Raw genomic sequence first — 24,423 nt, 5'->3', positions numbered from 1 at the left:
TCGCCGAGCTTGATCCCTTCTGAACCCCGCACGAGGCGGCTGACCCACGCGTCGCCGCATGGATGCGCAAGAGCTTCACCTCGCCGATCGCGACATGCTGGTCGCGGGTCCGCTCGGCAGCCCCGCGCTATGGGATCGGCCAGCCGGCCTCGCCGCTCCACATCCCGGCGGCCCATGAGACCACTGGGGTCGCGGCGGCCAACGATTGGTTTCATATCGATTTCGCCGATCGGGCGCGGCTGGCAGAGAACGGACGCGGGGCGGGGGCGCTGTGGGATGTGTGCGAAACCGCGTGCCGGCGGCGCGGGGCGGGCCGAGGGGTCGTCGTCTGTCCGGCCGCCTGACCTCCAAAGTCGACGTCTTGGAGGCCGCGGGATATCGGGCGTTGCGCGGGATGATCAAGCGGCGAAGCGCGGCCGCAGCCGGCGAAGAAAACGCGGAGCGTGCTCGTCCTCTCTCGCACCCCATCCCGCGCCGGTGCGCCGTGTCGAGACGGGCTCGACCCGGCGGCGGGAACGCTATTCCTCCTCGTCCTCCACCTTCGAGAGCTTGATCCGGGTGATACGGTTGCGCTCGCGCTCCGTCACCTCGAACCGGATGCCGTGGAAGGTGAAGGCCTGATTGACGTCCGGGATCATCTGCGCCTCGTGGATCACGAGGCCGGCGGCGGTCGTCGCCTCGTCGTCCGGGAGCGACCAGTCGAGCGCGCGGTTGAGGTCGCGGATCGTGACCGAGCCGTCGACGAGCACCGAGCCGTCGGGCTCCAGCGTCACGCCTTCCACCTCGACATCATACTCGTCCTCGATCTCGCCGATGATCTCCTCGATGATGTCTTCGAGCGTCACGAGACCCATCACTTCGCCATACTCGTCGACGACGAGGGCGAAATGGGTCTTGCGCTTGAGGAAGGCGTTGAGCTGATCCTGAAGGCCGGTCGTATCGGGCACGAACCAGGGCGGCTTCGCGATCGCGGGGACGTTGACGCGGTCCATCTGCCCGCCCGCCGCCTGCACCGCGCGCAGGAGGTCCTTGGCGTGGAGGACGCCGACGATATTGTCCGTGCTGTCCTTCCACAAAGGCATCCGCGTATAGGGCGAGGCGAGCGCTTCGGCGACGATCGTTCCCGGCGGGTCGTCGGCATTGAGCATCCGCATCCGCGTGCGGTGGATCATCACGTCGGAGACATCGAGATCGGCAAGGTCGAGGAGGGCGCCGAGCCTGTCGCGATCGGCCTTGTGGAGGCCGCCTTCGGCATGCTGAAGGTCGACGGCACCGCGAATCTCCTCGCGCGCGGACTGGACGAGCTCGCTGTCCGCCCGGACGCCGAAGAGCCGCAGGAGAAGGCGCACGATGTGCTGCACCGTCAACGTGACCGGCGCGAAGAGGGTGACGAAGACCCGCACCACCGGCGCGACGGTCAGCGCGAAGCCTTCGGGCCGCAAGATTGCCAGCGTCTTCGGCAGGACCTCCGAGAAGATCAGCACGAGCGCGGTCATGATGAACGTCGCATAGACCACGGCCGTCTCGCCGAAGAGGCGGATCAGCGCGGACGTCGCGAGCGCGGAGGCGGAGATGTTGACGAGGTTGTTGCCGACGAGAAGGGCGCCGATCAGCTCCTCCCGCGACTGCATCAGCCGGGCGGCCGTCGCCGCCCGCTTCGAGCCTTGCTTCTCATGCTGGTGAATACGGGCGCGCGAGGCCGCCGTCAGCGCCGTCTCCGAACCGGAGAAGAATGCGGACATCGCCAGCAACACGACAATCGCGCCGATCGTCAGACCGAGACTGAGATCCATAACGGTCGCCCCTCAACTCTGACGAGCGGTCATGACGGGGGGAGGCCTTCGTCCTTCAGGAAGGCGGCGAGGCGCTCCGGCGCGATCCCGTCCGACACGAAGGCCTCGCCGATCGCGTTGACGAGGACGAAGCGGATGATGCCGTCCTTCACTTTCTTGTCCTGGGTCATGGCTTCTGAAAGACCTTTGGCCGTGAGGGGCACCGGGATCTGATCGAACCGCGTCGGCAGGCCGACAATGTCGAGATGGCGCGCAACCCGTTCGGCGTCCTCGGCCGGGCAGAGGCCGAGCGCGACGGAGAAGCGGAAGGCGACGGCGCAGCCGAGCCCGACCGCCTCGCCATGGACGATGCGCCCGTCATAGCCCGCGCACCGCTCGACGGCATGGGCGAAGGTGTGGCCGAGATTGAGGAGGGCGCGCTTGCCGGCCTCGCGCTCGTCCTCGGTCACGATGTCGGCCTTTGCCTGAACGGCGGTGGCGATCGTCTCGATCAGCTCGTCGGTGAGAACGGCCGCGCCGAGCGCTTCGAGGCGCTCGAAGAAGGCGCGGTCGCCGAGGAGGCCGGCTTTCACGATTTCCGCATAGCCGGCCCGGCGATGGCGCATCGGCAAGGTCGCCAGCGTATCGGTGTCGGCGATGACGAGGGCGGGCTGATGGAAGGCGCCGACGAGATTCTTGCCGTGCCGGGTGTTGATGCCGGTCTTGCCGCCGACGGCGGAATCGACCTGTGCGAGGAGCGTCGTCGGCACCTGGACGAAAGGCATACCGCGCCGCGTGATCGCCGCGGCGAACCCGGCGAGATCGCCGATCACCCCGCCGCCGAGCGCGATCACGATATCGCCACGCTCCAGTTCGCCATCGAGGATCGCGTCGACCACCTCGTGGAGCCGCGTCACCGATTTCGACGCCTCGCCCTCGGGCACGATGTGCGCGGTCGCGCCGATCCCGGCGGCATCGAGGCTCGCTTGAAGCGTGCCGAGATGGAGCGGGGCGACCGTCTCGTCGGTCACGATGAGCGCGCGGCGGGTGCCGAGGCGGTCCTTGATCAGCGCACCGGCGGCCGGCAGCAAGCCGCCGCCGATCACCACGTCATATCGACGCTCGCCGAGGGGGACGTCGATCGTCACCGGGTCCGCAGCGTGTGTCCGCGCTAGGGGTAGCGCACTGATCGTCATGCCTCACTCACGGGTTGGGGCGCGGATGTCGCGCCGAGATGTTTGCGCAATGCCTCGATGATCGCGGCGACGACCTTCTCGTGCGGTCCCGCCGAGGAGACGACACGCAGGCTCGCCGTCGCGAACACAGGATCGCGAACGGTCCGCAGCTCCATTAGTTTCGCGTGCGGATCGACATTGTTGAAAAGAGGGCGGTGCGTGCGCCGTGCGATGCGGGCGATCAGAACGTCGGTCGCCGCATCGAGCCAGATGGAGACCCCGCGCGCCGCAATCGCCTCCCGCGTTTCGGCCGACATGAACGCGCCGCCGCCGGTCGCGACGACCTTCGGCCCGTCTTCCATCAGGCGGGCGATGACGCGCGTTTCACCGGCGCGAAATTCCGTTTCGCCATGGGTCGCGAAAATGTCGCTGATCGACATGCCTGCGGCTTTTTCGATCTCATTGTCGGCGTCGACGAAGGGAATGGCGAGCCGCGCCGCGAGGCGCTTTCCGACGCTGGACTTACCGGCCCCAGGCAACCCCACGAGCACGAGGTTGCGGCCCTCCAGCGTCTGCAACAGGGCCTGCGGCCCATCCTGTTCCACGGGAGTTCTCCCACCCCTTCGTTATCTGCCGCCCATCGTCGGCCACGCCCATCTCAGCGGACAGGATTATGCGACGAACTTCAAGCCCCACGCCACGACCAGTGGTGGACGAGAGGGCAGGTCATCGTCACAGAGCCTGCTGCCGAAGGTGGACGGCGCCGTCAAGCCCGTCGCGGTCTTCAACGCCCGAGAATCCGGGTCCGTGATGCGCTTTACCGCACCAAATCGCCGATCGATAAAGTTTGATCGATCTCCTCCACGCCGCCCTAATGGCTGGCGGGCGAGCGTCGCCGCACCGGTTCGGAGGCAAGCCCAGCATGACGCCAGCCATGGACGCATTCTTGGAAATGATGGCGGTCGAGCACGACGCGTCCCGGCATACGATCGATGCCTATCGGCGCGATCTCGTGTGCTTTGCGGACGTGTGCCGGGGCCGCGGCGTCGACCCGGAGAAAGCGGGCGAGGCGGATCTGTCGGCCTTCTTGAAGGCGATGGCGGCGCGGGGCGAGGCGAAGACCACGCAGAACCGGCGGCTGTCGGCCGTGCGGCGCTTCCTGCGCTTTCTCTATGCCGAGGGGGCACGGGCGGACGATCCGGGCTCTCTCGTCGACGGGCCGAAGCGGCCGAAGGCGCTGCCGAAGATCCTGTCGATCGAGGAGGTGCGCGGGCTTTTGGTCGCCGCGGAGGAGGCGGCGCAGGCGGGCGGGGCGGGGCCGACGCGTCTCGCCGCTTTGTTGGAGCTCCTCTATGCCGGGGGGCTTCGTGTCTCCGAGCTGGTGTCGCTGCCCGAATCGGCCGTCGCCAACCGGCGCGAGGTGATGATGGTGAAGGGCAAAGGCGGGCGCGAGCGGATGGTGCCGCTCACCGAGGCCGCGCATCTTGCCGTCGAGCGCTATCGGGCGGCGCGCGGTCCCTCGCCGAACCGCTTCCTCTTCCCGGCGCGCTCGCGCGAAGGCCATCTGACGCGCCAGGCTTTCGCGCGCGATCTGAAGGGCCTCGCCGCCGCGGCCGGGCTGCCCTCCGCCAAGGTCTCCCCCCATGTTCTGCGCCATGCCTTCGCGACGCATCTTCTGGTGAACGGGGCCGATCTGCGCGTCGTTCAGACGCTCCTCGGCCACCAGGACATTGCGACGACCGAGATCTACACCCACGTGCAGGCCGATCATCTCGTCGCCGTCCTCAACGACTGCCATCCCCTGGCTTAGGTCGAAATTGTTCGGCTTCCGCTTGACAGGCGGGGAGACCAATTTAAGGGTCGCCCGTCCCCAACAGCCGTGAATTTGGTGAATGCGTACGTTCCTCGACTTTGAAAAGCCCGTCGCCGACGTGATCGGTAAGATCGAAGAATTGCGCAATCTCGGGGACGGGAGCGCCGTCGATGGCGGCGACGAGATCGCAAAGCTCGAGGACAAGGCCGAGAAGGCGCTCGCCGAGGTCTATGCCAAGCTGACGCCCTGGCAGAAGACGGAAGTCGCGCGCCACCCCGACCGGCCGCACACCTCCCATTATCTCGCCCGGCTCCTGGAGGACTTCACCCCGCTCGCCGGCGATCGCGCCTATGCGGATGACGCGGCCATCGTCGCCGGCGTCGGCCGCTTCGCGGGCCGCTCGGTCGCCGTTCTCGGCCATGAGCGCGGGTCGGACACCGAAAGCCGCCTGCGGCACAATTTCGGCATGGCCCGGCCGGAGGGCTACCGCAAGGCCAAGCGCATCATGCAGCTCGCCGAGCGCTTCCGCCTGCCGGTCCTCACGCTGATCGACACGGCCGGCGCCTATCCCGGCATCGGCGCGGAAGAGCGCGGCCAGGCCGAGGCGATCGCCCGCTCGACCGAGCAGGCGCTGATGCTGACCGTTCCCTCCGTCGCCGTCATCATCGGCGAGGGCGGATCGGGCGGGGCGCTGGCGCTCGCATCGGCGAACCGCGTCCTGATGTTGGAGCACGCCATCTATTCGGTGATCTCGCCCGAAGGGGCGGCTTCGATCCTGTGGCGCGACGCCGCAAGGGCGCAGGAAGCGGCCGCCAACATGAAGATCACCGCGCAGGATCTCCTGCGTCTCGGGGTGATCGACACCATCATCGACGAGCCGCTCGGCGGTGCCCACCGCGATGCGGTCGACACGATCGACCGGGTCGGAAAGGCGCTCGAAGCCGCGCTTTCCGAGCTCGCCGAGCTCGACGGGCCGGCGCTCAAATCCACGCGCGCCGAGCGTTTCCTCAAGATCGGGCGCACGCTCGACGCTTGAGCGTTGCGCGCTTGCCACAGCCACGCCCTGTTTGGTGGGGAAGACGCCGCCTGACGTCGTTGACGGTTTGTCAACGTCGCCGGCACAGGGTACACGCCAGCTAGTGTGGCAAGAGTAGTCGCCACCATGACCGCGGGAAGATCGCATGTCCCTTGATCACGTCCCCATGTCGAACGATGACCGTCAGTCGCCGCAGATGGTGCGCTTCGCGCGTCGCGTGGCCGGCAATTTCCGCCGCGTACGCGGCGTGGTCCTTGCTGGTGGGATCGCCTCCGTGGCGCTCGCCGGCTGCCAGGTCAGCGACCTTTCGACAGCGGCGCACCTCGCGCCGGTCCCCGCCGCCCTCGAAAGCAAGATCGACCGGATGGGCATGAGAGTCGGTTCGCCGATCATGCTGCGCATCTACAAGGAAGAGTCGGTCCTCGAGGTCTGGAAGCAGGACCGTGCGGGCAAATACAAACTCCTGAAGGAGTATGATATTTGCGCCTGGTCGGGCGAACTCGGCCCGAAATTCAAAGAGGGCGACCGTCAGGCGCCCGAGGGGTTCTATACCGTCACCCCCGGCCTGATGAACCCGAACTCGAGCTATCATCTCGCCTTCAATCTCGGCTTCCCGAACTCCTATGATCGCGCGAACGGCCGCACCGGCTCGTTCATCATGGTGCACGGCGACTGCTCCTCCCGCGGCTGCTACGCGGTCGAGGACGTCCAGGTTCAGGAAATCTACGCTCTCGCGCGCGAAGCGTTCGCCGGCGGCCAGAAGGGGTTTCAAGTCCAGGCCTTCCCCTTCCGCATGACGCCGGAGAACATGGCTCGCCACAGCGACAGCGAGCATCTCGCCTTCTGGGAAATGCTGAAGGAAGGCTCCGACTATTTCGAGGTCACGGGCCAGGCCCCGAACATCGACGTGTGCGGCAAGCGCTATGTCTTCAACGCGACGCCGAGCTCAGGCCGTTTCGTCGCGGCCGCGAACTGCCCCGATTATCGGGTCGACCCGGTCGTCGAGCAGCTGATGGTCGCCAAGCGCGACGCCGACCTCCAAAAGCGCAATGTCGAGATCGCGCGCGCCACCTCCCGCAAGGAGCGCGAAGAGCGTTGGGCCCAGCGCGAGAGCCAGATCGCGACCTTCTTCAACAACGAACGCACCGACGAGGCGCCGTCGACCTCGAACGCGGCGTCGACGTCGAATGCAGCACCGGCCACGGATGCGGCTCCCGCCGAGGAAACCACGGTCGCGACCGTCGCACCGAATGGCACGCCGATCCCGCGCCGCTCGCCCCGCGCTGGCGATGCGCCGGCCGAGGCGCAGAATGGCGGCGGCGGCTTCCGCTTCCCGAACCCCTTCGGCCGGCGTGACGAGCCGGTCGCCTCGACTGCCTCCGTGGCGCCGTCGCCCGCGCCGGTGGCGAGCACGGCACCGTCCGAGCCTGCGCCGTCGCAATCCCTTCCGGGCGTCGCCGTCGCGTCCACCTCGGGCGCGAACCCGGCACCGCCTCCGGCGGCGACCGAGGCGCCGAGCCCCGCCGAAACTCCGGCCGACCCGGCCATGGCGGACTCCGACATGCCGCCGACCGCCCTCGGCTTCGCCGCTGAGACCGACGAGGAAAGCGGCTTCTTCTCCTCGGTGACGAAGGGCAGCAAGGGCATCTTCCGCAAGGCGACATCGATCTTCAACTAACCGGAACGCGGCGCCCACGAGGCGCCGCTTCTGTTTTGGGCGTGCCGTTCGCCGCGCCTCGCGCCGACGCCTCCACCCGGAGCGTGCGACCTCGATAGGGGGACGGCGTTATAACGCCCCGGCTCGAACGACGCCGCCGTCGACCTCCTCCGCCGATCCGATCTCCCGTCCCAGCGCCACCCGCGCGCTCCCGCGCGATCGCCACCTGTGGGCGACGACGCCATCGCGGTCCATGCACTGAGGCGGCCATCGCCAACTACCCTGCCGACGCCATTGCCGCCCTTGTACCCTCGGCGCCAGCGCCATCCGCGCACACCGGCGCGATCGCCGCCCGTATGCCCCGATGCCATCGCCGCCCAGGCACCCCGGCGCCGTCGCCACCCGTGCGCCCTTGCCCCCTTGCGCCATCGCCATCCGTGCGCCCTGGCGCTATCGCCGCCCTTATTCCTCCGGCACCAGCGCCATCCGCGTACACCGGCGCCATCGCCGCCCGTGCGCTTCGGCGCCATCGATACCCGTGCGCCTTCGTGCCATCGCCCGCCCGGGCACCCCGGCGCCGTCGAAACCCGTGCGCCCTCCATCGCGATCCGTGCGCCCCAGCGCTATCGCCGCCCTTGTACCCCCGACGCCATCGCCATCCGTGTGCCCCGAAGCCATCGCCGCCCGGGCACCTCGGCGCCGTCGCCACCCGTGCACCCCGGCGCTATCGCCATCCGACCACACCGGCGCTATCGCCGCCCGAGCGCCCCGGCACTATCGCCGCCCACACACCCGGCGCTATCGCCATTGGTGCGTCGCAACGCCATCGCGATCCGTGCGCCCCGGCGCCGTCGCCACCTGCGCGGCCCCGTGGCTTTCGCAGCCGGTACAATCCGGCGTCATGGCCGTCCGCGTTCTGGCGTGATCGGCTCTCCCGAGCCTCGTACCTGTCATCGCCGTCTTTTCCGGGAGATGTGGGTCCACATCGCCCATGCGGCGGCCCGGAGGAGAAGGCAGGCGTGGAGGCTATCCCGGTGTGGCCTAGCTTTTCGGATGGTGAAAGTCGTCGGCCTCCTGGGGCCTGCGACGGTCATCGCGCGAGCGACGCCGCATCGCGACAGGTCCGGCGGGGAGGCGTGGTGCGGAGTACACCTGACGTCGGGCGTTTGGGGGCGTCCCTCGTGGCGTGGCCGCTGCGGCGGGGGCTTAGGGGCGTCATCCCACCGCTTGGCGATGCCCATGACCGGGAGGAGCCGGAAGGACGTTCCGGTCTCCGGGCGGGCGTACGGGGTGTGGCGATCGCGATGCCGCCGTCAACGTGGGCACGCGGCAGGGCCGTCATAGCGCAGCAACGGCGCGCTTGGCGCGAGCCGGCCCCGTATCCCGGTGCCATGACCGCTGACGGGCAAGTGTGACCAGCGATCTGCCACGCGGGGCGTCGCGACGTGATAGCGCTTCGCCTTGCGGCGAACGGAGCGCGGCTTTGCTGCGCTATGACGGCCTCGCCCCATTCTGCGCAGGAGGCCGGGGCGATCCCGCCGGCCGCGCGCGACGGCGCCGCGGGCGGCCGTTTACTCCGCGGCCATCAGGCGGGTGTCGGGCGGGCTGTCATAGGCGGCGCGGCGTTCCTCCTCGGCCTTCAAGGCACGGGCGGTGTTCGCGGCGCGGACCGGTCCGTAGCCCTTCACCATGTCGGGCCAGGCGGCGAGCGCGATGGCGGGGTCGAGACGCGCGCCGGTGAGGGTGGCGGCGATATGGTCGAGCGTCGCCTCGTAGCGGGTGAGCACGGCGCGCTCCTCGCGCCGCTCGGCGCTGTAGCCGAAAATGTCGAGCGGGCCGCCGCGCAGACGCTTCATCCGCGCAAGCGCCGGCAACACCTTCGTCAGCCACGGCCCGAACGTGCGCTTTTTCGGCCTGACACCCGGCTCGGCACCGCGAAGACCCGGCGGCGCCATGTGGAAGGAGAGGCGGTCCCAGCTCGCGAACTGCCGCTTCAATTGCGCCTCGAAGCCGCCATCGACGAAGAGCCGCGCGACCTCGTATTCGTCCTTCACCGCCATCAGGCGATAAAGATTGTTCGCCGCGGTCTCCACCAGACGATCGCGATCGACGCCCGCCCGCGCTGCGGCGACCGTGAGGGCGCTGATCCGCGCACTGAAGCGCTCGGCATAGGCGCTGTCCTGATAGGCGGTGAGGCTCGCTGTCTTCTGGGAAAGGCGCGCGTCGAGCGTGTCGGCGAGGGCGCGATGAGGGAGCGGCGTCGCCTCGCTCGCGCTGAGGAGCGCCTCGACGCGGGCGGGCGCGGCAATGGTGAGGCGGCCGAACCGGAAGGCGGCGATGTTCATCTCGACGGCGGCGCCATTGAGGGTGATCGCCGCCTCGATCGAGCGGGCCGAGATCGGGAGCGCGCCGGACTGATAGGCCGCGCCCATCACCATCATGTTGGCAGCGATCGCGTCGCCGAAGAGGGTCTTCGCGCGGCCGGTCGCGTCGAACGCGATCGTGGTCGCGCGCTCTTCGAGGGCCTTCAGGATCCGCCGCGCCGGAAGGCGGAAGTCGATATCGCGCGTGAACTCGCCCGGCATCTGTTCATGGGTGTTGGCGACGATGGTGCCGCCCGGCGCGATCGCCGCGAGCACCTTCGCCGTTCCCGCGACGGCGATATCACAGCCGAGCACGGCGCGCGCTCCGCCCGGACCGACGCGGATCGTCGTGACGTCCTCGCGCCGCGGTGCGATCTTGATGTGGGAGAGGACCGCGCCGCCTTTCTGCGCGAGCCCCGCCATGTCGATGACGCCGACGCCGAGCCCTTCGAGGTGTGCGGCCATACCGATCACCGCCCCGACGGTGACGACGCCCGTCCCTCCGACGCCGGTGACGAGGAGGCCGACGGGCTCGTCGAGCGGGGCGCGCTCCGGTTCGGGAATGTCGCCGTCGATCTCGGGATGATCGGTCGTCTTCAACACGCCGCCATGGACGGTGACGAAGCTCGGGCAAAAGCCCTTGAGGCAGGAAAAATCCTTGTTGCAGCTCGACTGATCGATCTGGCGTTTGCGGCCGAACGCGGTCTCGACCGGCTGGATCGCGACGCAGTTCGACTGAACCCCGCAATCGCCGCAGCCTTCGCACACCCGTTCATTGACGACGACGCGCCGGTCCGGGTCGGGATAGGTGCCGCGCTTGCGACGGCGGCGCTTTTCCGAGGCGCAGGTCTGATCGTAGATCATCACCGTCACGCCCTCGATGCGCGACAATTCCTCCTGCACCGCGATCACGTCGTCCCGGTGATTGACGCTGCACTGGGCGGGAAGGGCGCCGGGGGCATATTTTTCCGGCTCGTCGGAGACGACGGCGACGGCGGCAACGCCCTCGGCCCGCATCTGGGCGGCGATCGCCGGGACCGTGAGGCCGCCATCGTGCGTCTGTCCGCCGGTCATCGCGACGGCGTCGTTGAAGAGGATCTTGTAGGTGATCGTCGTGCCGCTCGCGACGGCGGCGCGGATCGCCAGCGAGCCGGAGTGGTTGTAGGTGCCGTCGCCGATATTCTGGAAGAGGTGCTTGCGGGTCGAGAAGGGCGCCTCGCCGATCCACTGCGCGCCTTCTCCGCCCATCTGGGTGAAGCCCTCGGTCGAGCGGTCCATCCAGATCGACATGAAATGGCAGCCGATGCCCGCCGAGGCGCGCGCGCCGTCCGGCACCACGGTCGATGAGGAGTGCGGGCAGCCGGCGCAGAAATAGGGCTTCCGCTCCACGATGCTGCCGGTCGCGGCGAGCCGGGCGAGGAGCGCTTCGGCCTCTTCGACCGGGGCCGTCAGCCGCTCCGCGCCGCGCTCCACGAGGCGGCGGCCGATGACGGCGGTGACATGGGCGGCGTCGAGCGCGCCGCTCGCGCGGAAGAGCGGGGCGCCGGCCGCGTCGGTCTTGCCGATGATGGTGGGCGCGTTCGCCGTTCCGTAGAGGATGTCCTTCATCTGCGGCTCGACGAGGCCGCGCTTTTCCTCGACGACGATGATCTCCTCGAGCCCGTCGGCGAAGGCGCGCACGTCGTCCGCCGGAAGCGGCCAGGGGCAGCCCACTTTCATGAGGCGGATGCCGAGATCGGCGGCGGCCACTTCGTCGATCCCGAGGGCGGCGAGGGCGTCGAGGATGTCGAGCCAGCTCTTGCCGGTGCCGACGATGCCGATGCGCGGATGGCGCCCGCCCCGCGCGAGGATCGGATTGAGGCGGTTCGCGCTCACGAAGGCCTGCGCGGCGGGGAGCTTGTGCGCGTGGAGCCGCGCCTCTTCGCCGAGCGGGTCGAAGCCGACGCGGATATTGAGGCCGCCGGGGGGTATGTCGAGATCCGGCAGCGCGATCGATAGCCGGTCGATCCGCCCGTCGATCGACTGTGTTGCCTCGACCGTATCCTTGACGCATTTGAGTCCGACCCAGAGGCCGGAAAAGCGGCTCATCGCGAAGCCGAGGAGGCCGAAATCCACGATGTCCTGGACACCCGAGGGCGACAGGACGGGGATCAAAGCGTTGATCATCCCGAACTCGGACTGGTGGGCCGTCGTCGAGCTTTCACAGGTGTGATCGTCGCCCATCAAAGCGAGGACGCCGCCGAGCGGGGCCGTGCCCGCAAGGTTCGCGTGGCGCAAGGCATCCCCCGAGCGGTCGACGCCGGGGCCCTTGCCGTACCACATGCCGAAGACGCCGTCGGTCCGGTTCTCGCCGTTCAAGGCGGTGCGCTGGGTGCCCCACAGCGCGGTTGCCGCAATGTCTTCGTTGAGGCCGGTCTGGAAGACGATATCGGGGCCGAGAACGCGCTTGGCGCGGCCGAATTGCTGATCGAGACCGCCGAGCGGGGAGCCGCGATAACCGCTGATATAACCGGCGGTGTGATGACCGGCGATCCGGTCGCGCGCCTGTTGGGCGAGTGCCAGACGGACGAGCGCCTGCGTGCCGGACAAGAAGACGTCCGCCTTCTCGAGGTCGTACTTGTCATCCAGCGAGACGGCTCTGGTCACATCGTACCTCGTTCAATTCCAGACAAGCGTACGCTCCGGCACGCGGGGCTGCAATCGTCGCGGGGCACGGTGGCCGCGCCGGCCCCCTTAGTTTCGGCAGTTCGGCAAAAACTCGGGACGGTATTCGAAATGCATCGTGTCGTAATGGTGCCAGCGTCCGCCCCAGATGAAGCAATATTTCTCGAACACTTCGACGATTTCGATGGGAATTTGATTGCGATAGGGGATGTCGCCGCCGGCGGCCGCGTTGTCCCAGCGCCAATAGTTGGTGAATTGCGTGTTGATGTCGACCGCCGCGCCAAAGGCGTGGACGCTGAGCCGGTCGGTCCCGGCGATCTGACGCCACAGGAAGGCGCCGGCGGGCGGGGTCAGATATTTGTGAAAGCGGGGCGGCAGGCGCTGCAGCTCGTCGGAGACCGCCGCGAGCTTCTGGTCGATGCCGAAGCGCGTCGTCACCGTCAGCGTGCTGTTGCCGAGGCGCGGCACCCAAGGGATCGTTCGCACCTCGGCGCGGACGGCACCTTCGCTCGCCCCGTAAAGGGCTTTGAAGAAGGCCTCGTTCCGAATGCGGCCGGGGTCATGGTCCTTCGGCGGGGCCATCTCACCGCGGCTCGCCGGCGGATAGGGATAGGCGAACATATCCTCGACGTCCGCGTCGACGAGGAGGTCGGCCGGGCTCTTTCGCCGGCCGTCGTCCCAGACGATGCGTTCGCCGCTCGGAAAGACGACGGCGTTGCCCTCGATGCGGAAGGCGCCGGGATAGGCGGCGAGGAGGCGCTGCTGCGCCGTGTTCGCGCCGGGCGCGGCGGATGTCCGGTCGGTCGCCGTGTTCTGACCGCCGCCGGTCAAACGCTGCCAGAAACCGCCGCCGGAATTGTTGGCGGGACGCTCGCTTTGCTGCTGGCGTTGGTGTTGGCCGGGGCGGATGGGGTTCGATTCGGGCGCTTGCGCGAGTCGGATCGGCGGCGGTTCTTTGCCGCCGATCGCGGTGTCGGCGGCGGCTGCGTCGATGGCGAGGCCGGCGAAGGCCGACAACATCACCATGGCGAGAGGACGTTTCACCTGCATTCTCTGATCGTCTCCAGAATATCCGTGTTGATCAAGCGCCGGGGCGCCTGACCGCCTTGCGCGCTGGGCGCCATGGTGGGGGTCGTCCGCTTAAAAGGCGGGAGGGTGTGCGCCGATCTATGCGCCGGGCCGCCACGGGCCGAGGACGCGCCGGGCGAGGGGCTCCGCCCGTCCGGTCTGAGCGTGGGGGTCTTCAGTTCGCGCCGGTCTCGTCTTCGGGGGGCGGTTCCGTCTTGCCCGGCAGGGAAAGGGTCAGTTCGCCGCGCAGGAAGGTGCTTCCACCGTCGGCGATCGGGTCGATGCGCTTGCCGGCGAACGTGCCGGACCCGACCGCGCCTTCAAACCGGCCGGTGCCGCGAATGTCGGCGATCCGCGCCTCCACCTCGAAATCGTTGGGATCCTCGGCGCGGGCCTCGCCTTCATAGCGCGCCGTGATCTCCGACCCGTCATCGAAGCGCCAAAGGGCATAGCCGTAAAAATGGCCGCTGCCGTCCGTGAGGTCGAAACCGCCTTCATAGCGGTGGAGGGCGACCTCGCCGTCGTCGAAGAGGGCGAGACCGCGAAAGGCGGCGACGCCGATCTGGTGATCCGTGTCGCCCATGACGTCGATCGTCTCGACCTCGCGAACCTGCATCAACGCGCGATAGGCGCGCTCGACGGGATCGGCAGATGCGCCGATCGTGGTCGCGGCGAAAAAGGCGATGGCGAGCGATGCGCGGATCATGGCGGCTGACCTCCCTCTGACCTCCCGAGTGCTCGCGGTCATCATAACATGCGACGGCGGGGGCCTCCGACCATGAAGCGTGGATGCGGCGAAGGACGGTGATCTTCGCCGCACCCGCAGAGCGCCGGTCGGCCTATTTCTCGGCGAGCATCGTCCAAGTTTCGGTCAACGGGTTGCCGTCCTTCTGGACGAAGAGCCGAAGCTCGACGGGTTGGTTCGGCTCCGCCTCGAGGTCGAAGATCGCGCGCCAACGCCGCTCGCCGACGACGGGACGGATCGAAGGCCGCAGGATCGTCCCGTGGTTCGACTGGACGGACACCTCGAGCGCCGTGTCGGCGCTCAGCCCGTCAAGGCCGCCGCCGGCGAAATCGATGACATATTTCGTGACGTTATCGGGCAACGGCTGGCCGGGAATACCGCCATCGCCGCTATAGGTCGCGACGGTGTGGGCGACCGCGTCGGGCTCGGGGTCGCGCTCGCGCCATTCGAGCGTGTAGTCGAAGGCGAGCGAATCGCCGGCGACCGGCTGCTTTTCCGGCGTCCAATAGGCGACGATATTGTCGAACGTCTCGTCCGTCGTCGGGATCTCGACGAGCTGGACGGCACCCTTGCCCCAATTGCCGTGCGGACGGATCCAGGCGCTCGGCCGGCGGTTATAAAAGACGCCGTCGTCCTGGTAATTCTCGAAGTTGCGGTCACGCTGGACGAGGCCGAACCCGCGGGGATTGTCGTCGACGAAGCTCGTCGTGGTCACGCGGTTCGGATTGCGCAGGGGACGCCAGATGCGCTCGCCCGCGCCGGTATAGATCGCGAGCCCGTCGCTGTCGTGCACCTCGGGGCGCCAGTCGCCGCCATCGTGGCGGTTGATCTCGGAGTACCAGAACATCGAGGTGAGGGGCGCGATGCCGAGCCGCTCGACGCTCTGGCGAAAGAAGAGGCGCATTTCGACATTGCAGTGCTGTTCCGGCTCGCGCTGCACGCCGATTCGGTAGGCGCCCGTCACGCTCGGCGAATCGAGCCGGGCGAGGATCAGGACGTCCTCCCCCTCGCGCTCGCCGTCACCCACCCAGAACTCGCTGAAGCGGGGGAATTCTTCCGGGGTCGAAAGGCCGGTGTTCAGCGCGAGGCCGCGGGCGGACAGGCCATATTGGGCCTCCGGTCCGTCGGCGCGGAAATAGGAGGCGCCGAGAAAGGAGATCCAGTCCGGCTTGTTGTCCGGCCGCATGAGGCGCAGGCCGGCAAAGCCCGTCCCCTCGCCGAGCTCGTGCGCCGGGCTGTCGGCCGGCATATCGAAGAGGTCTTCGCTGTAGACGACCTCGCGAGCGTTACCGTCCTGCAGGAGGTTGATGCGCACCGGCTCGCGGGCATAGCGGCCGAGATGGAAGAATTGCAGCGGCAGATCGCCGACGATCGGCGCCGCCTCGGGGCGGAAGCTGATCTGCCAGTGCTCGTCATAGCCAATCCGGTTGAGGACCTCCGGATAGGGAATTTTCACCTCGGGGTTCGGCATCCGCGCCGCATGCTCGGCATTCTTGACGAGCCAGTCGAAGGAGAACGGCGAGGGCGGGCCGAGCGACACCTGTCCGCGCGTTGCGGCGAATGCCTTGCCGCCCCATGGGACGGCCATCGCCAAAAGGGATGCCACTGCGCTGCGCCGGTCCATCATCATCTTCGCCATCTCATCCCCAACTTCACAATGAGCGCGTCACGATAGAGGAGGCGCCGCGATCGGTGCCCTCTTCGCCGCGCCCCGTTCGCCTTCCCCCCGATCGCCGGAGGCCGAAGGCAGGCTCCATGTGCGCGTGCGCCCCGACGGGGTCAATGGCGCACACGCAACGCGCCCTATAGAGGGCGGCGTCGCCGCTTCGTCGATTACATAGGATGAGGCCGGGTGTCGCGGGGCGCCGATCGAAACGGGATCGGGGCGCGATTGCCCGGCTCGTGTGCCGCCCGAGGCACGCAAATTGCCTGCGGCTCGGGAGGCTGGTGTGCGCCGTCCCGGCTGGTGGGGGCGGCGCAATGCCGCTACAGGGAGCATGACGCCACGCGCCTCGTGCGACCGCATCATCATCATGGGTCCGCCGGGTGCGCGGCCGAGACAGACATTCGACGAGGAGAATGGGGACGATGGACGGCACGACGATCGAAGAGCGCACCCCCGAAGGCCTCGCGGCGCTCGAAGCCGCGCTCGCACGCGATCTCGACTATTTGTGCCGCCCGCCCGCCAACTGGGTCCCACCGAGGCGCGTCGGCGAGGAGACCGTCAGCGATGTCGTGATCATCGGCGGCGGGATGTGCGGCCTCGTCGCCTGGTTCGCGCTGCAGACCGGCGGCGTCCGCAATATCCGTATTCTCGACCGCAATCCCTCGGGCCTTGAAGGGCCTTGGGTCACCTATGCGCGGATGGAGACGCTGCGATCGCCGAAAACGCTGGTCGGCCCGGCGTTCGGAATGAGCGCGCTCACCTTCCGCGCCTGGTTCACCGCCCAGTTCGGCGAAACGGCGTGGGAGGCGCTCGACAAGATCCCTCGGCCGATGTGGATGGATTATCTGCGCTGGTACCGCAAAGCCCTCGACGTGCCGATCGAGAACGAGGTGAATGTCGACAAGATCGATCCGGAGGGGCCGTATCTGCGCCTCACCATTTCCGGCGCGGGCGCGAACCAGTCGACGATCCTCGCCCGCAAGGTCGTGATGGCGACGGGGCGGGACGGGATCGGCCGGGCGAACATTCCCTCTTTCGTCGACGGCGTCTCGCGCGATCGATGGGCGCACTCCTCGGACGATATCGATTTCGACGCCCTCGCGGGCAAACGCGTCGCGGTCGTCGGCGTCGGGGCTTCGGCGGTGGACAATGCGGCGGAGGCGCTGGAGCATGGTGCGAAAGAGGTGCGCCATCTCATCCGCCGGGCCGAGATGCCGACCATCAACAAGCTGATGGGCATCGGCTCCTACGGCTTTTCCTGCGGCTTTCCCGAGCTTCCCGATGAATGGCGCTGGCGCATCATGCACTATGCCTTCGCGATGCAGACGCCGGCCCCGCGCGGCTCCACCTTGCGGGTGAGCCGGCATCCGAACGCCTATTTCCATTTTGGCAAGGCGATCACCCGCGTTGAGACGGTCGGCGAGGCGCTCGCGATCGACTTTGCCGACGGCACCCGCCTCGACACCGATTTTCTCATCCTCGGGACCGGGTTCACGGTGGAGGCGGTCGCGCGCAAGGAGCTCGCGGACGTCGCCGGCGAGATCCTCCTCTGGAAGGACCGCTATACGCCGCCGGCCGATGAGCAGCACGCCGAGCTCGGCAATTTCCCCTATCTCAACAAGGACTTCACCTTCCGCGAGCGGACCGAGGGGGTCGCGCCGTGGCTGTCCAATATCTACTGCTTCAATCACGCCGCCTCGCTCAGCCTCGGCAAGGTGAGCGGCGACATTCCGGGCGTGTCGGACGGCGCTTCGTGGCTCGCGCGCGATATCGCGGCGACGCTCTATGTGGAGGATATCGAGAACCAGTACACGACGCTCCTCGATTATTCGAAGCCGGAGCTGCAGGGTGACGAATGGACAGCGTCCGCATTCGAACCCGTTCTTGCGGACGAAACGGCAAGGAGCTGAGTTAGCGAATGGCACTCGTGAACGAGGTCGTGTTCGCCGCGAGCGGACTGACCGAGACCGACCCTCTCGTCGCGGCGCTGACCGTGCGGGAGGATATCTTCGCGGCGACCGAGGCGGCGCATGACGCGTCGCTGACGCCGACCGATCCGGGTGGCATCTCCCACGCCGAACGCGCCGCGCTCGCGGTGCGCATTGCACGGCAGAACGAGGCGGAGACGCTCGTGTCCCACTATCGTGCGCTGTTCGAGACGGCGGGCGCGCCGGCCGAGATCGCGCCGCTCGCCGATCCCGCCTTCACCGGCGGCGACGACAAGCGCCTCACGGCGATCCTCGCTTATATGGACCAGGTCGCCGTCACGCCGCGCGAGGCGACGGCGGAGGAAATCACCGCGATGCAGGCCGCCGGCGTCGCCGACGCGGACATCGTGCGGCTGGCCGAGCTCAACGCCTTCCTCGCCTATCAGATCCGCCTCGTCGCGGGCCTTAGCCTTCTGCGAGGCGCAGCATGAGCGCGATCATCGAGGACTTCACGACGACGATCCCGCATTGGCAGCCGCGGGTGAAGCCGATCGACTTGTCGGAAGCGACGCCCGCCCAGCTCGACGCGCTGAAGGTGACGCCGTCGAACACCAAGGTGTCGGAGTACGTCCTCGTCCTCGCCAACGATGTCGAGACGCTGAAGGTGCGCACGCCGCTCTTCAACGCGATCCTCTATAATAAAGGCGGGCTGTCGCGGGCGGAGCGGGAGCTGGGCGCGATCGGCGCGTCGGCGGTGAACCGCTGTGTCTATTGCATGGCCGTCCATGCGAGCCGCTACAATCAGCTCACCAAGGACGAGAGCGTGGTGGAGGCGATCTTCGCCGACGGCACGAAAGCGGCGCTGCCGCCGCGCGCCGCCGCGATTTTCCGCTTCGCGGTGAAGCTGTCCGAGACGCCGAGCAAGGCCGAGCCCGAGGATATCGCCGCCCTCAAGGCGGCCGGTCTCGACGAGACGGAGATCCTCGACCTCATCTTGTCGACGGCGCTGTTCGGCTGGGCGAACCGGCTGATGCATTCGCTCGGCGATCCCGTCGAGCGCACCTGAGAGACCGCCGGGCCGGGGCTCGCCCCGGTCCGGCGCGTCGGGTCAGATCGAGCCGGCTTCGACCATATAGTTGTTCGCGGTGCACATCGCCGAGTCGTCGGAGGCGAGGAAGAGCACCATCCGCGCGAGATAGACGGGCTCGATGAGGTCCGGCAGGCACTGGCGCTTCTGGTGGCGGTCGATCGTCTCGGGCGTCACCCAGAGATCCTTTTGCCGCTGCGTCATCACCCAGCCGGGGACGACGGTGTTGCAGCGGATCCGGTGCGGGCCGAGATCGCGGGCGAGGGAGCGGGTGAGGCCGTGAACGGCGGCTTTCGCCGCGGTATAAGCGGGCATTCCGCCCGTCGCTTCCCACCAGCTATTGGAGCCCATATTGATGATCGAGCCGCCGCCGGCCTCGATCATGCCCGGCGCCACCGCCTGCGCGCAGAAAAACTGATGGCGCAGATTGAGGTTGAAACGCTCGTCCCAATAATCCGGCGTCACGTCTTGCCACTTGTGGCGGTCGTCCCGCGCGGCGTTGTTGACGAGGACGGTGGGGGCGCCGTTACGGGCGGTCAGTGCGCCGATTGCCGCGCGGGTGGCGTCGATATCTCTGAGGTCGCAGATCTCCGCCTCGGCCTTGCCGTCGAGCGCATCGAGGAGGGCGGCGGTGGCGTCCGCGTTGAAGTCGATGAAACCGACTTTGGCGCCCTGGCCGACGAAGGCGCGGACGATCTCCTCGCCGATCCCGCTGGCGCCCCCGGTGATGAGGACGCTCTTGTCCCGAAGGCTCGGGTAGATCGCAAATTCTGGCATTCGTTTTCGCTCCGTCCTCTAGCTATGCGCGATTTCCGAGGCGATGCGCTGCGCCTCGGTGGAAATATCGGCGGCTCTCGTCTCGCCGATGCGGCGATACCAGTAGCCGGCATTGCCCATGTCGCCCTCGATCCAATGGGACAGGGCATGGACGCGGTCATGGTCGAGATCGCCTTCGCCCTCCTGACAGAGGGCATGGGCGCGTTCCCATTCGGGGCCGACGCGATAGCCGCCTTTTTTCAGCCACCACAGGGCCTGGGCGGGACGGGGCAGGGCGGTGTCGGGCGTTTCCTGGGATGTATCGAGCCAATCGGTCATGTGATCTCCGTCACGTTTGCGAGTTAGCCGTCGGCGCCGACCTCGTTCGAGGATCGGGCCCAGATGTTGATGTCCGCATCGACCGCATAACGGTCGATCTCGGCGAGCTCCTCGTTGGTGAAGGTGAGGTTGGTGAGTGCGCCGACACAGTCTTCGACCTGAGAGGGACGGGAGGCGCCGATGAGGGCCGTGGTGATCGCCTGATCGCGCAGCACCCATGCGAGCGCCATCTGGGCGAGCGACTGGCCGCGCCGTTCGGCGATGGCGTTGAGGCTGCGGATATTCTCGATTGCGGCGTCCGAGAGCATCGTCGGCCGCAGCGACTTGCCCTTGGTGGCGCGGCTGTCTTCGGGCGTACCCGACAGATATTTCGAGGTGAGCATCCCCTGGGCGAGCGGCGTGAAGGCGATCGAGCCGATGCCGAGATCGGTCAGCGTCTGTTTCAGCCCGTCCTCTTCGATCCAGCGGTTCAGCATGTTGTAAGACGGCTGATGGATGAGGCAGGGGGTGCCGAGATCCTTCAGGATCGCCGCCGCCTCGCGCGTGCGCGCCGAGTTGTAGGACGAGATGCCGACATAAAGCGCCTTGCCCTGGCGCACGATCGCGTCGAGCGCGCCCATCGTCTCCTCGAGCGGCGTGTCGGGGTCGAAGCGGTGGGAATAGAAGATGTCGACATAGTCGGTGCCGAGCCGCTTCAGCGATTGATCGCACGAAGCCATCAGATATTTGCGGCTGCCCCAGGAGCCATAGGGGCCGGGCCACATATCGTAACCGGCCTTCGAGGAGACGATCAGCTCGTCGCGGTGGCCCTTGAAGTCGGTGCGCAGGATATCGCCGAACGCGATCTCGGCGCTTCCCGGCGGCGGGCCGTAATTGTTGGCGAGGTCGAAATGGGTGATGCCGAGATCGAAGGCGGTCCGGCAGATCGCGCGCTTGTTCTGGGGAACGGCGTCCTCGCCGAAATTGTGCCAGAGGCCGAGCGAGATTGCCGGAAGCTTGAGACCGGAGTGCCCACAGCGGCGGTAAAGCATGGAATCGTACCGCGTGGCGGCCGGTTGGTAGGTCATGCCAGAATGTCCTTGGTCGTCTCTTGGTTGTTGCGCTTACCCTCAACAGATATGCGCCGAGGGCAAGGGGTAAGGGGCGACGAAAACCGAATCTGCAGCGCCGGCCGCCATCGCGCCGGATCGAGGCGCCGTTTTCGCCAGTCCCGCGCGGCTCTGTCGCTCCAAGGCTCGGCGCTTTCGGGCGAGGCGCGATGCAAACTCTGGTGGATGAGGCGGGGGCCATTCCGTCCGCCCGTTGGCGGCCGCGATTGAACCGATTTACGATCGCCTCCGGCAGACGGAGATTCGCCATGGGAAAGGCGACGATCACGGACGTTGCGCGCCGTGCCGGAGTGTCGGCCGGGACCGTCTCCAACGTCCTCAACGGCACGCGTCCCGTCACCGCCGACAAGCGCGAGCGGGTGATGGCGGCGATCGACGCGCTCGCCTATGTCCCCGACGCCTCGGCGCGAAGCCTGCGGTCGCACGCCTCCCGCCTCGTCGGCCTCTGCGTCCCCTTCGCCGACGATCCGCACCTTGCGCCGCTCCTCGCGACCTTCGCGGATGCCTTCCCCGGCCACGAGGTGATTCCGGTCTTCGGGGCGGAGGATCCGGCGGTGGAGACGGCGCGGGTGCGCGCGCTGCTCGCCCAAAATGTCAGGGGGATCGTGCTGTTGCCGAGCGCGGAGCCGGCGGCGGCTTTGGCGCTGATCGCCGAGGCCGGCGTGCCGGCGGTGCTCCTCGCCCGTCCGCAAGGTGCCGCGTTCGACGAGGTCAGCCTCGACGAGGAGGCCGCGGCGCTGGAGGCGACCGCACGGCTCCTCGCAAAGGGCCATCGCCGGATTCTCTTCACCGCCCAACGGCCCCAACTCGGCCTGACGCGCGCTCGCCTCGCCGGATTTCGCGCCGCAATGGACAAGGCGCGCATTCCGGGCGGCGGCCGCCTCCTCGCCGCGGGGGACACGGAGGAGGCTTATCGCGCGCGCCTCGCGCCGATCCTGACGGCGAAGGACGCGCCGACGGCGATCATCGTCGCGAACGCTCGCCTCGCTTTGTGGACCTTGCGGGCCTTCCGCGCGCTCGGGGTGCGGCATCCCGAAGCGATTTCGCTCCTCACCCTCACCGAGCCGGATTGGTCGGAGGTCGCCATCGCCCCGCTCGCCACGGTACGCACGCCGTTCGAGGCCCTCGCGCGGCAGGCCTGGGAGCGTCTCGCCGCCCGCGTCGCGGGGGACGATGCAGCACCGCAACGCTGCATCTTGTCCGCGAATGTTGAAATTCGCGGCTCCGTGATTGATATAGGGCGCACTTAGTGTTTCACCCGCCCGGGTCATTGAAGGTTCGGGCGTGGGCGGGGCTGTCTTGACGCTAAATGGCACCGATCTCGCATCGGTCCTGGTGCACGGCTTCACCGTCCCCCAACCGACAGTCCATTTGACACAATGACCACGCAAAAGCGCGCGTTGCGAAATGTTGCCATTATCGCACACGTCGACCATGGCAAGACGACGCTGATCGACGTCCTGCTCCGCCAATCCGGCGCCTTCCGCGACAACCAGCGGGTTGCCGAGCGGGTGATGGATTCCAACGATCTCGAAAAAGAACGCGGCATCACCATCCTCGCGAAAGTCACCTCCGTCGAGTGGCAGAGCGAGCAGACGCCGCCGACCCGCATCAACATCGTCGACACGCCGGGCCACGCCGATTTCGGCGGCGAGGTGGAGCGTATCCTCAACATGGTGGACGGCGCGGTGATCCTCGTCGATGCCGCCGAGGGGCCGATGCCGCAGACGAAGTTCGTCCTCGGCAAGGCGCTCAAGATGGGGCTCCGCCCGATCGTCGCGATCAACAAGATCGACAAGCCGGAAGAGCGGCACGAGGAAGTGGTCGACGAGGTGTTCGAGCTTTTCGACGCCCTCGGCGCGAGCGATGAGCAGCTCGATTTCCACATCGTCTACGGCTCGGCCAAGCAAGGCTGGATGAGCCTTTCGCCGGAAGTCGGCTCGTCCGACACGATGGGCCCGCTCCTCGACCTCATCGTCTCCCATGTGCCGGAGCCGAAGGTGGAGGAGGGCGAGTTTCGGATGCTCGCCACCACCATCGAGGCCGACCCCTATCTCGGCCGCATCCTGACTGGCCGCATCACCTCCGGCACCGTCGTGCCGAACCAGTCGGTGAAGGGCCTGTCGCGCACCGGCGAGATCGTCGAGATGGGGCGCGTCTCCAAGGTTCTCGCTTTCCGCGGGCTCGATCGCACGCCGATCGAGGAGGGGCGCGCCGGTGACATCGTGGCCCTTGCCGGCCTCACCAAGGCGACGGTCGCCGACACCATCGTCGCCCCGTCGGTCTCGGAGCCGATCCCGGCCCATCCGATCGACCCGCCGACCCTCGCCATGACCTTCCGCGTCAACGATTCGCCGCTCGCCGGCACCGAAGGCGACAAGGTCCAGTCGCGCGTGATCCGCGCCCGGCTGATGCGCGAAGCGGAAGGCAATGTCGCCCTCAAGGTCAGCGAGACGAGCGACGGCGACGCCTACGAGGTTGCCGGTCGTGGTGAATTGCAGCTCGGCATCCTGATCGAGACGATGCGCCGCGAAGGCTTCGAGATCGGCGTGTCGCGTCCGCGCGTCGTCATGCAGCGCGCCGAGGATGGCGGCCTTCTGGAGCCGATCGAAGAGGTCGTGATCGACGTCGACGACGAACATTCCGGCACGGTCATTCAGAAGCTGTCTGAGCGTAAGGCCGATCTCGCCGAGATGAAGCCCTCCGGCGCCGGCCGCACCCGCATCGTGCTTCATGCCCCGACGCGCGGCCTCATCGGCTATCAGGGCGAGCTTTTGTCCGACACGCGCGGCACCGGCATCATGAACCGGATGTTCCACGACTACGTGCCGCACAAGGGCGTGATCCCGACCCGGCACACCGGCGTTCTGATCTCGAACGGCGACGGCGAGGCGGTCGCCTACGCGATGTGGAACCTCGAGGATCGCGGGCCGATGTTCATCGATCCGGGCGTCAAGGTCTATCGCGGCATGATCGTCGGCGAGCATACGCGCGGCAACGACCTTGAAGTCAACGTGATGAAGGGCAAGCAGCTCTCCAACGTGCGCTCCGCCGGTAAGGACGATGCGGTGAAGCTCACCCCACCGATCCGCATGAGCCTCGAGCGGGCGCTGTCCTACATCACCGATTTCGAGCTCGTCGAAGTGACGCCGAAGAATATCCGCCTGCGCAAGGTCCATCTCGACCCGCACGATCGCAAGCGCGCCGAACGCGCGTCGGAAGACGCATGATCCGAACGCCGGCCC

18 protein-coding genes are annotated in these 24,423 nt (G+C 67.7%); 8 read left to right on the top strand and 10 right to left on the bottom strand.

Annotated elements, in window-relative coordinates:
- Window positions 1-518 precede the first annotated feature (518 nt).
- From L1787_RS14125 to L1787_RS14115, 3 genes are read right to left on the bottom strand one after another with little or no spacing between them, the layout of a single operon-like run.
- Complete coding sequence (locus L1787_RS14125) at window positions 519-1,793, bottom strand: HlyC/CorC family transporter (RefSeq protein ID WP_235709485.1); 1,275 nt, start codon at window positions 1,791-1,793, stop codon at window positions 519-521.
- A 29-nt stretch (window positions 1,794-1,822) separates the two neighbouring features.
- Entirely contained in the window at window positions 1,823-2,962 is a 1,140-nt protein-coding gene (gene aroB, locus L1787_RS14120) for a 3-dehydroquinate synthase (RefSeq protein WP_439648295.1), read from the bottom strand.
- Window positions 2,963-2,964: 2 nt separating this feature from the next.
- On the bottom strand, window positions 2,965-3,552 hold the full coding sequence (locus L1787_RS14115) for a shikimate kinase (protein ID WP_235709483.1): 588 nt from the start codon (window positions 3,550-3,552) through the stop codon (window positions 2,965-2,967).
- A gap of 329 nt (window positions 3,553-3,881) precedes the next feature.
- On the opposite strand from L1787_RS14115, the gene L1787_RS14110 reads away from it, so the two are divergent.
- From L1787_RS14110 to L1787_RS14100, 3 genes are all read left to right on the top strand, one after another.
- Window positions 3,882-4,757, top strand: coding sequence for a tyrosine recombinase (locus L1787_RS14110; RefSeq protein ID WP_235709482.1), 876 nt, complete (start codon window positions 3,882-3,884; stop codon window positions 4,755-4,757).
- Window positions 4,758-4,839: 82 nt separating this feature from the next.
- Window positions 4,840-5,796: an acetyl-CoA carboxylase carboxyltransferase subunit alpha gene (locus L1787_RS14105; RefSeq protein WP_235709481.1), complete on the top strand. Its 957-nt coding sequence runs from the start codon at window positions 4,840-4,842 to the stop codon at window positions 5,794-5,796.
- A 145-nt stretch (window positions 5,797-5,941) separates the two neighbouring features.
- Entirely contained in the window at window positions 5,942-7,474 is a 1,533-nt protein-coding gene (locus L1787_RS14100; RefSeq protein WP_235709480.1) for a L,D-transpeptidase family protein, read from the top strand.
- 1,550 nt (window positions 7,475-9,024) lie between these two features.
- On the opposite strand, the gene L1787_RS14095 is transcribed toward L1787_RS14100, so the two are convergent.
- From L1787_RS14095 to L1787_RS14080, 4 genes are all read right to left on the bottom strand, one after another.
- Window positions 9,025-12,462, bottom strand: a complete 3,438-nt coding sequence (locus L1787_RS14095; protein ID WP_235709479.1) for an indolepyruvate ferredoxin oxidoreductase family protein — start codon at window positions 12,460-12,462, stop codon at window positions 9,025-9,027.
- A gap of 87 nt (window positions 12,463-12,549) precedes the next feature.
- Window positions 12,550-13,524: a M15 family metallopeptidase gene (locus L1787_RS26095; RefSeq protein ID WP_235709478.1), complete on the bottom strand. Its 975-nt coding sequence runs from the start codon at window positions 13,522-13,524 to the stop codon at window positions 12,550-12,552.
- A 199-nt stretch (window positions 13,525-13,723) separates the two neighbouring features.
- Window positions 13,724-14,254, bottom strand: a complete 531-nt coding sequence (locus L1787_RS14085) for a hypothetical protein (RefSeq protein WP_235709477.1) — start codon at window positions 14,252-14,254, stop codon at window positions 13,724-13,726.
- 133 nt (window positions 14,255-14,387) lie between these two features.
- Complete coding sequence (locus L1787_RS14080; protein WP_235709476.1) at window positions 14,388-15,932, bottom strand: OpgD/OpgG family glucan biosynthesis protein; 1,545 nt, start codon at window positions 15,930-15,932, stop codon at window positions 14,388-14,390.
- A 449-nt stretch (window positions 15,933-16,381) separates the two neighbouring features.
- Here L1787_RS14080 and L1787_RS14075 point away from each other — a divergent pair, with 449 nt between their 5' ends.
- Genes L1787_RS14075 through L1787_RS14065 form a run of 3 tightly spaced genes read left to right on the top strand, consistent with a single transcriptional unit; the run spans window position 16,382 to window position 18,953 of the window.
- A complete protein-coding gene (locus tag L1787_RS14075; RefSeq protein ID WP_235709475.1) occupies window positions 16,382-17,869 on the top strand; it encodes an NAD(P)-binding domain-containing protein in 1,488 nt (495 codons plus the stop codon).
- Window positions 17,870-17,877: 8 nt separating this feature from the next.
- Window positions 17,878-18,378: a CMD domain-containing protein gene (locus L1787_RS14070; RefSeq protein WP_235709474.1), complete on the top strand. Its 501-nt coding sequence runs from the start codon at window positions 17,878-17,880 to the stop codon at window positions 18,376-18,378.
- Window positions 18,375-18,953, top strand: coding sequence for a peroxidase-related enzyme (locus tag L1787_RS14065; RefSeq protein WP_235709473.1), 579 nt, complete (start codon window positions 18,375-18,377; stop codon window positions 18,951-18,953). The genes L1787_RS14070 and L1787_RS14065 overlap by 4 nt, the downstream gene beginning before the upstream one ends.
- 42 nt (window positions 18,954-18,995) lie before the next feature.
- On the opposite strand, the gene L1787_RS14060 is transcribed toward L1787_RS14065, so the two are convergent.
- The 3 genes from L1787_RS14060 to mgrA are packed head-to-tail and all read right to left on the bottom strand — an operon-like array spanning window position 18,996 to window position 21,136.
- Complete coding sequence (locus L1787_RS14060; protein ID WP_235709472.1) at window positions 18,996-19,751, bottom strand: SDR family NAD(P)-dependent oxidoreductase; 756 nt, start codon at window positions 19,749-19,751, stop codon at window positions 18,996-18,998.
- An 18-nt stretch (window positions 19,752-19,769) separates the two neighbouring features.
- Window positions 19,770-20,069 carry a hypothetical protein gene (locus L1787_RS14055; RefSeq protein WP_235709471.1) on the bottom strand — a complete coding sequence of 100 codons (300 nt, stop codon included), beginning with the start codon at window positions 20,067-20,069 and terminating at the stop codon, window positions 19,770-19,772.
- 23 nt (window positions 20,070-20,092) lie between these two features.
- Window positions 20,093-21,136 carry an L-glyceraldehyde 3-phosphate reductase gene (gene mgrA / locus L1787_RS14050; RefSeq protein ID WP_235709470.1) on the bottom strand — a complete coding sequence of 348 codons (1,044 nt, stop codon included), beginning with the start codon at window positions 21,134-21,136 and terminating at the stop codon, window positions 20,093-20,095.
- A gap of 290 nt (window positions 21,137-21,426) precedes the next feature.
- Here mgrA and L1787_RS14045 point away from each other — a divergent pair, with 290 nt between their 5' ends.
- Together L1787_RS14045 and typA are read left to right on the top strand one after the other, a co-directional pair.
- On the top strand, window positions 21,427-22,428 hold the full coding sequence (locus L1787_RS14045) for a LacI family DNA-binding transcriptional regulator (RefSeq protein ID WP_235709469.1): 1,002 nt from the start codon (window positions 21,427-21,429) through the stop codon (window positions 22,426-22,428).
- Between the two features lie 129 nt (window positions 22,429-22,557).
- On the top strand, window positions 22,558-24,408 hold the full coding sequence (gene typA / locus L1787_RS14040; protein ID WP_235709468.1) for a translational GTPase TypA: 1,851 nt from the start codon (window positions 22,558-22,560) through the stop codon (window positions 24,406-24,408).
- The last annotated feature ends 15 nt before the right edge of the window (window positions 24,409-24,423 follow it).

Origin of the sequence: Acuticoccus kalidii, from assembly GCF_021556395.1 — a bacterium.
GTDB lineage: Bacteria > Pseudomonadota > Alphaproteobacteria > Rhizobiales > Amorphaceae > Acuticoccus > Acuticoccus kalidii.
Note: the sequence above shows the minus strand (reverse complement) of the source record. Positions and strands in the feature narration are given on the sequence as shown.

Coding starts and splice junctions, on each gene's coding strand:
- L1787_RS14075 (WP_235709475.1), top strand. CDS start 16,382: ATGGACGGCACGACGATCGAAGAGCGCACCCCCGAAGGCCTCGCGGCG.
- L1787_RS14070 (WP_235709474.1), top strand. CDS start 17,878: ATGGCACTCGTGAACGAGGTCGTGTTCGCCGCGAGCGGACTGACCGAG.
- L1787_RS14125 (WP_235709485.1), bottom strand. CDS start 1,793: ATGGATCTCAGTCTCGGTCTGACGATCGGCGCGATTGTCGTGTTGCTG.
- L1787_RS14110 (WP_235709482.1), top strand. CDS start 3,882: ATGGACGCATTCTTGGAAATGATGGCGGTCGAGCACGACGCGTCCCGG.
- L1787_RS14045 (WP_235709469.1), top strand. CDS start 21,427: ATGGGAAAGGCGACGATCACGGACGTTGCGCGCCGTGCCGGAGTGTCG.
- L1787_RS14105 (WP_235709481.1), top strand. CDS start 4,840: ATGCGTACGTTCCTCGACTTTGAAAAGCCCGTCGCCGACGTGATCGGT.
- typA (WP_235709468.1), top strand. CDS start 22,558: ATGACCACGCAAAAGCGCGCGTTGCGAAATGTTGCCATTATCGCACAC.
- L1787_RS14085 (WP_235709477.1), bottom strand. CDS start 14,254: ATGATCCGCGCATCGCTCGCCATCGCCTTTTTCGCCGCGACCACGATC.
- L1787_RS14080 (WP_235709476.1), bottom strand. CDS start 15,932: ATGGCGAAGATGATGATGGACCGGCGCAGCGCAGTGGCATCCCTTTTG.
- L1787_RS14060 (WP_235709472.1), bottom strand. CDS start 19,751: ATGCCAGAATTTGCGATCTACCCGAGCCTTCGGGACAAGAGCGTCCTC.
- L1787_RS14065 (WP_235709473.1), top strand. CDS start 18,375: ATGAGCGCGATCATCGAGGACTTCACGACGACGATCCCGCATTGGCAG.
- mgrA (WP_235709470.1), bottom strand. CDS start 21,136: ATGACCTACCAACCGGCCGCCACGCGGTACGATTCCATGCTTTACCGC.
- L1787_RS14055 (WP_235709471.1), bottom strand. CDS start 20,069: ATGACCGATTGGCTCGATACATCCCAGGAAACGCCCGACACCGCCCTG.
- L1787_RS14100 (WP_235709480.1), top strand. CDS start 5,942: ATGTCCCTTGATCACGTCCCCATGTCGAACGATGACCGTCAGTCGCCG.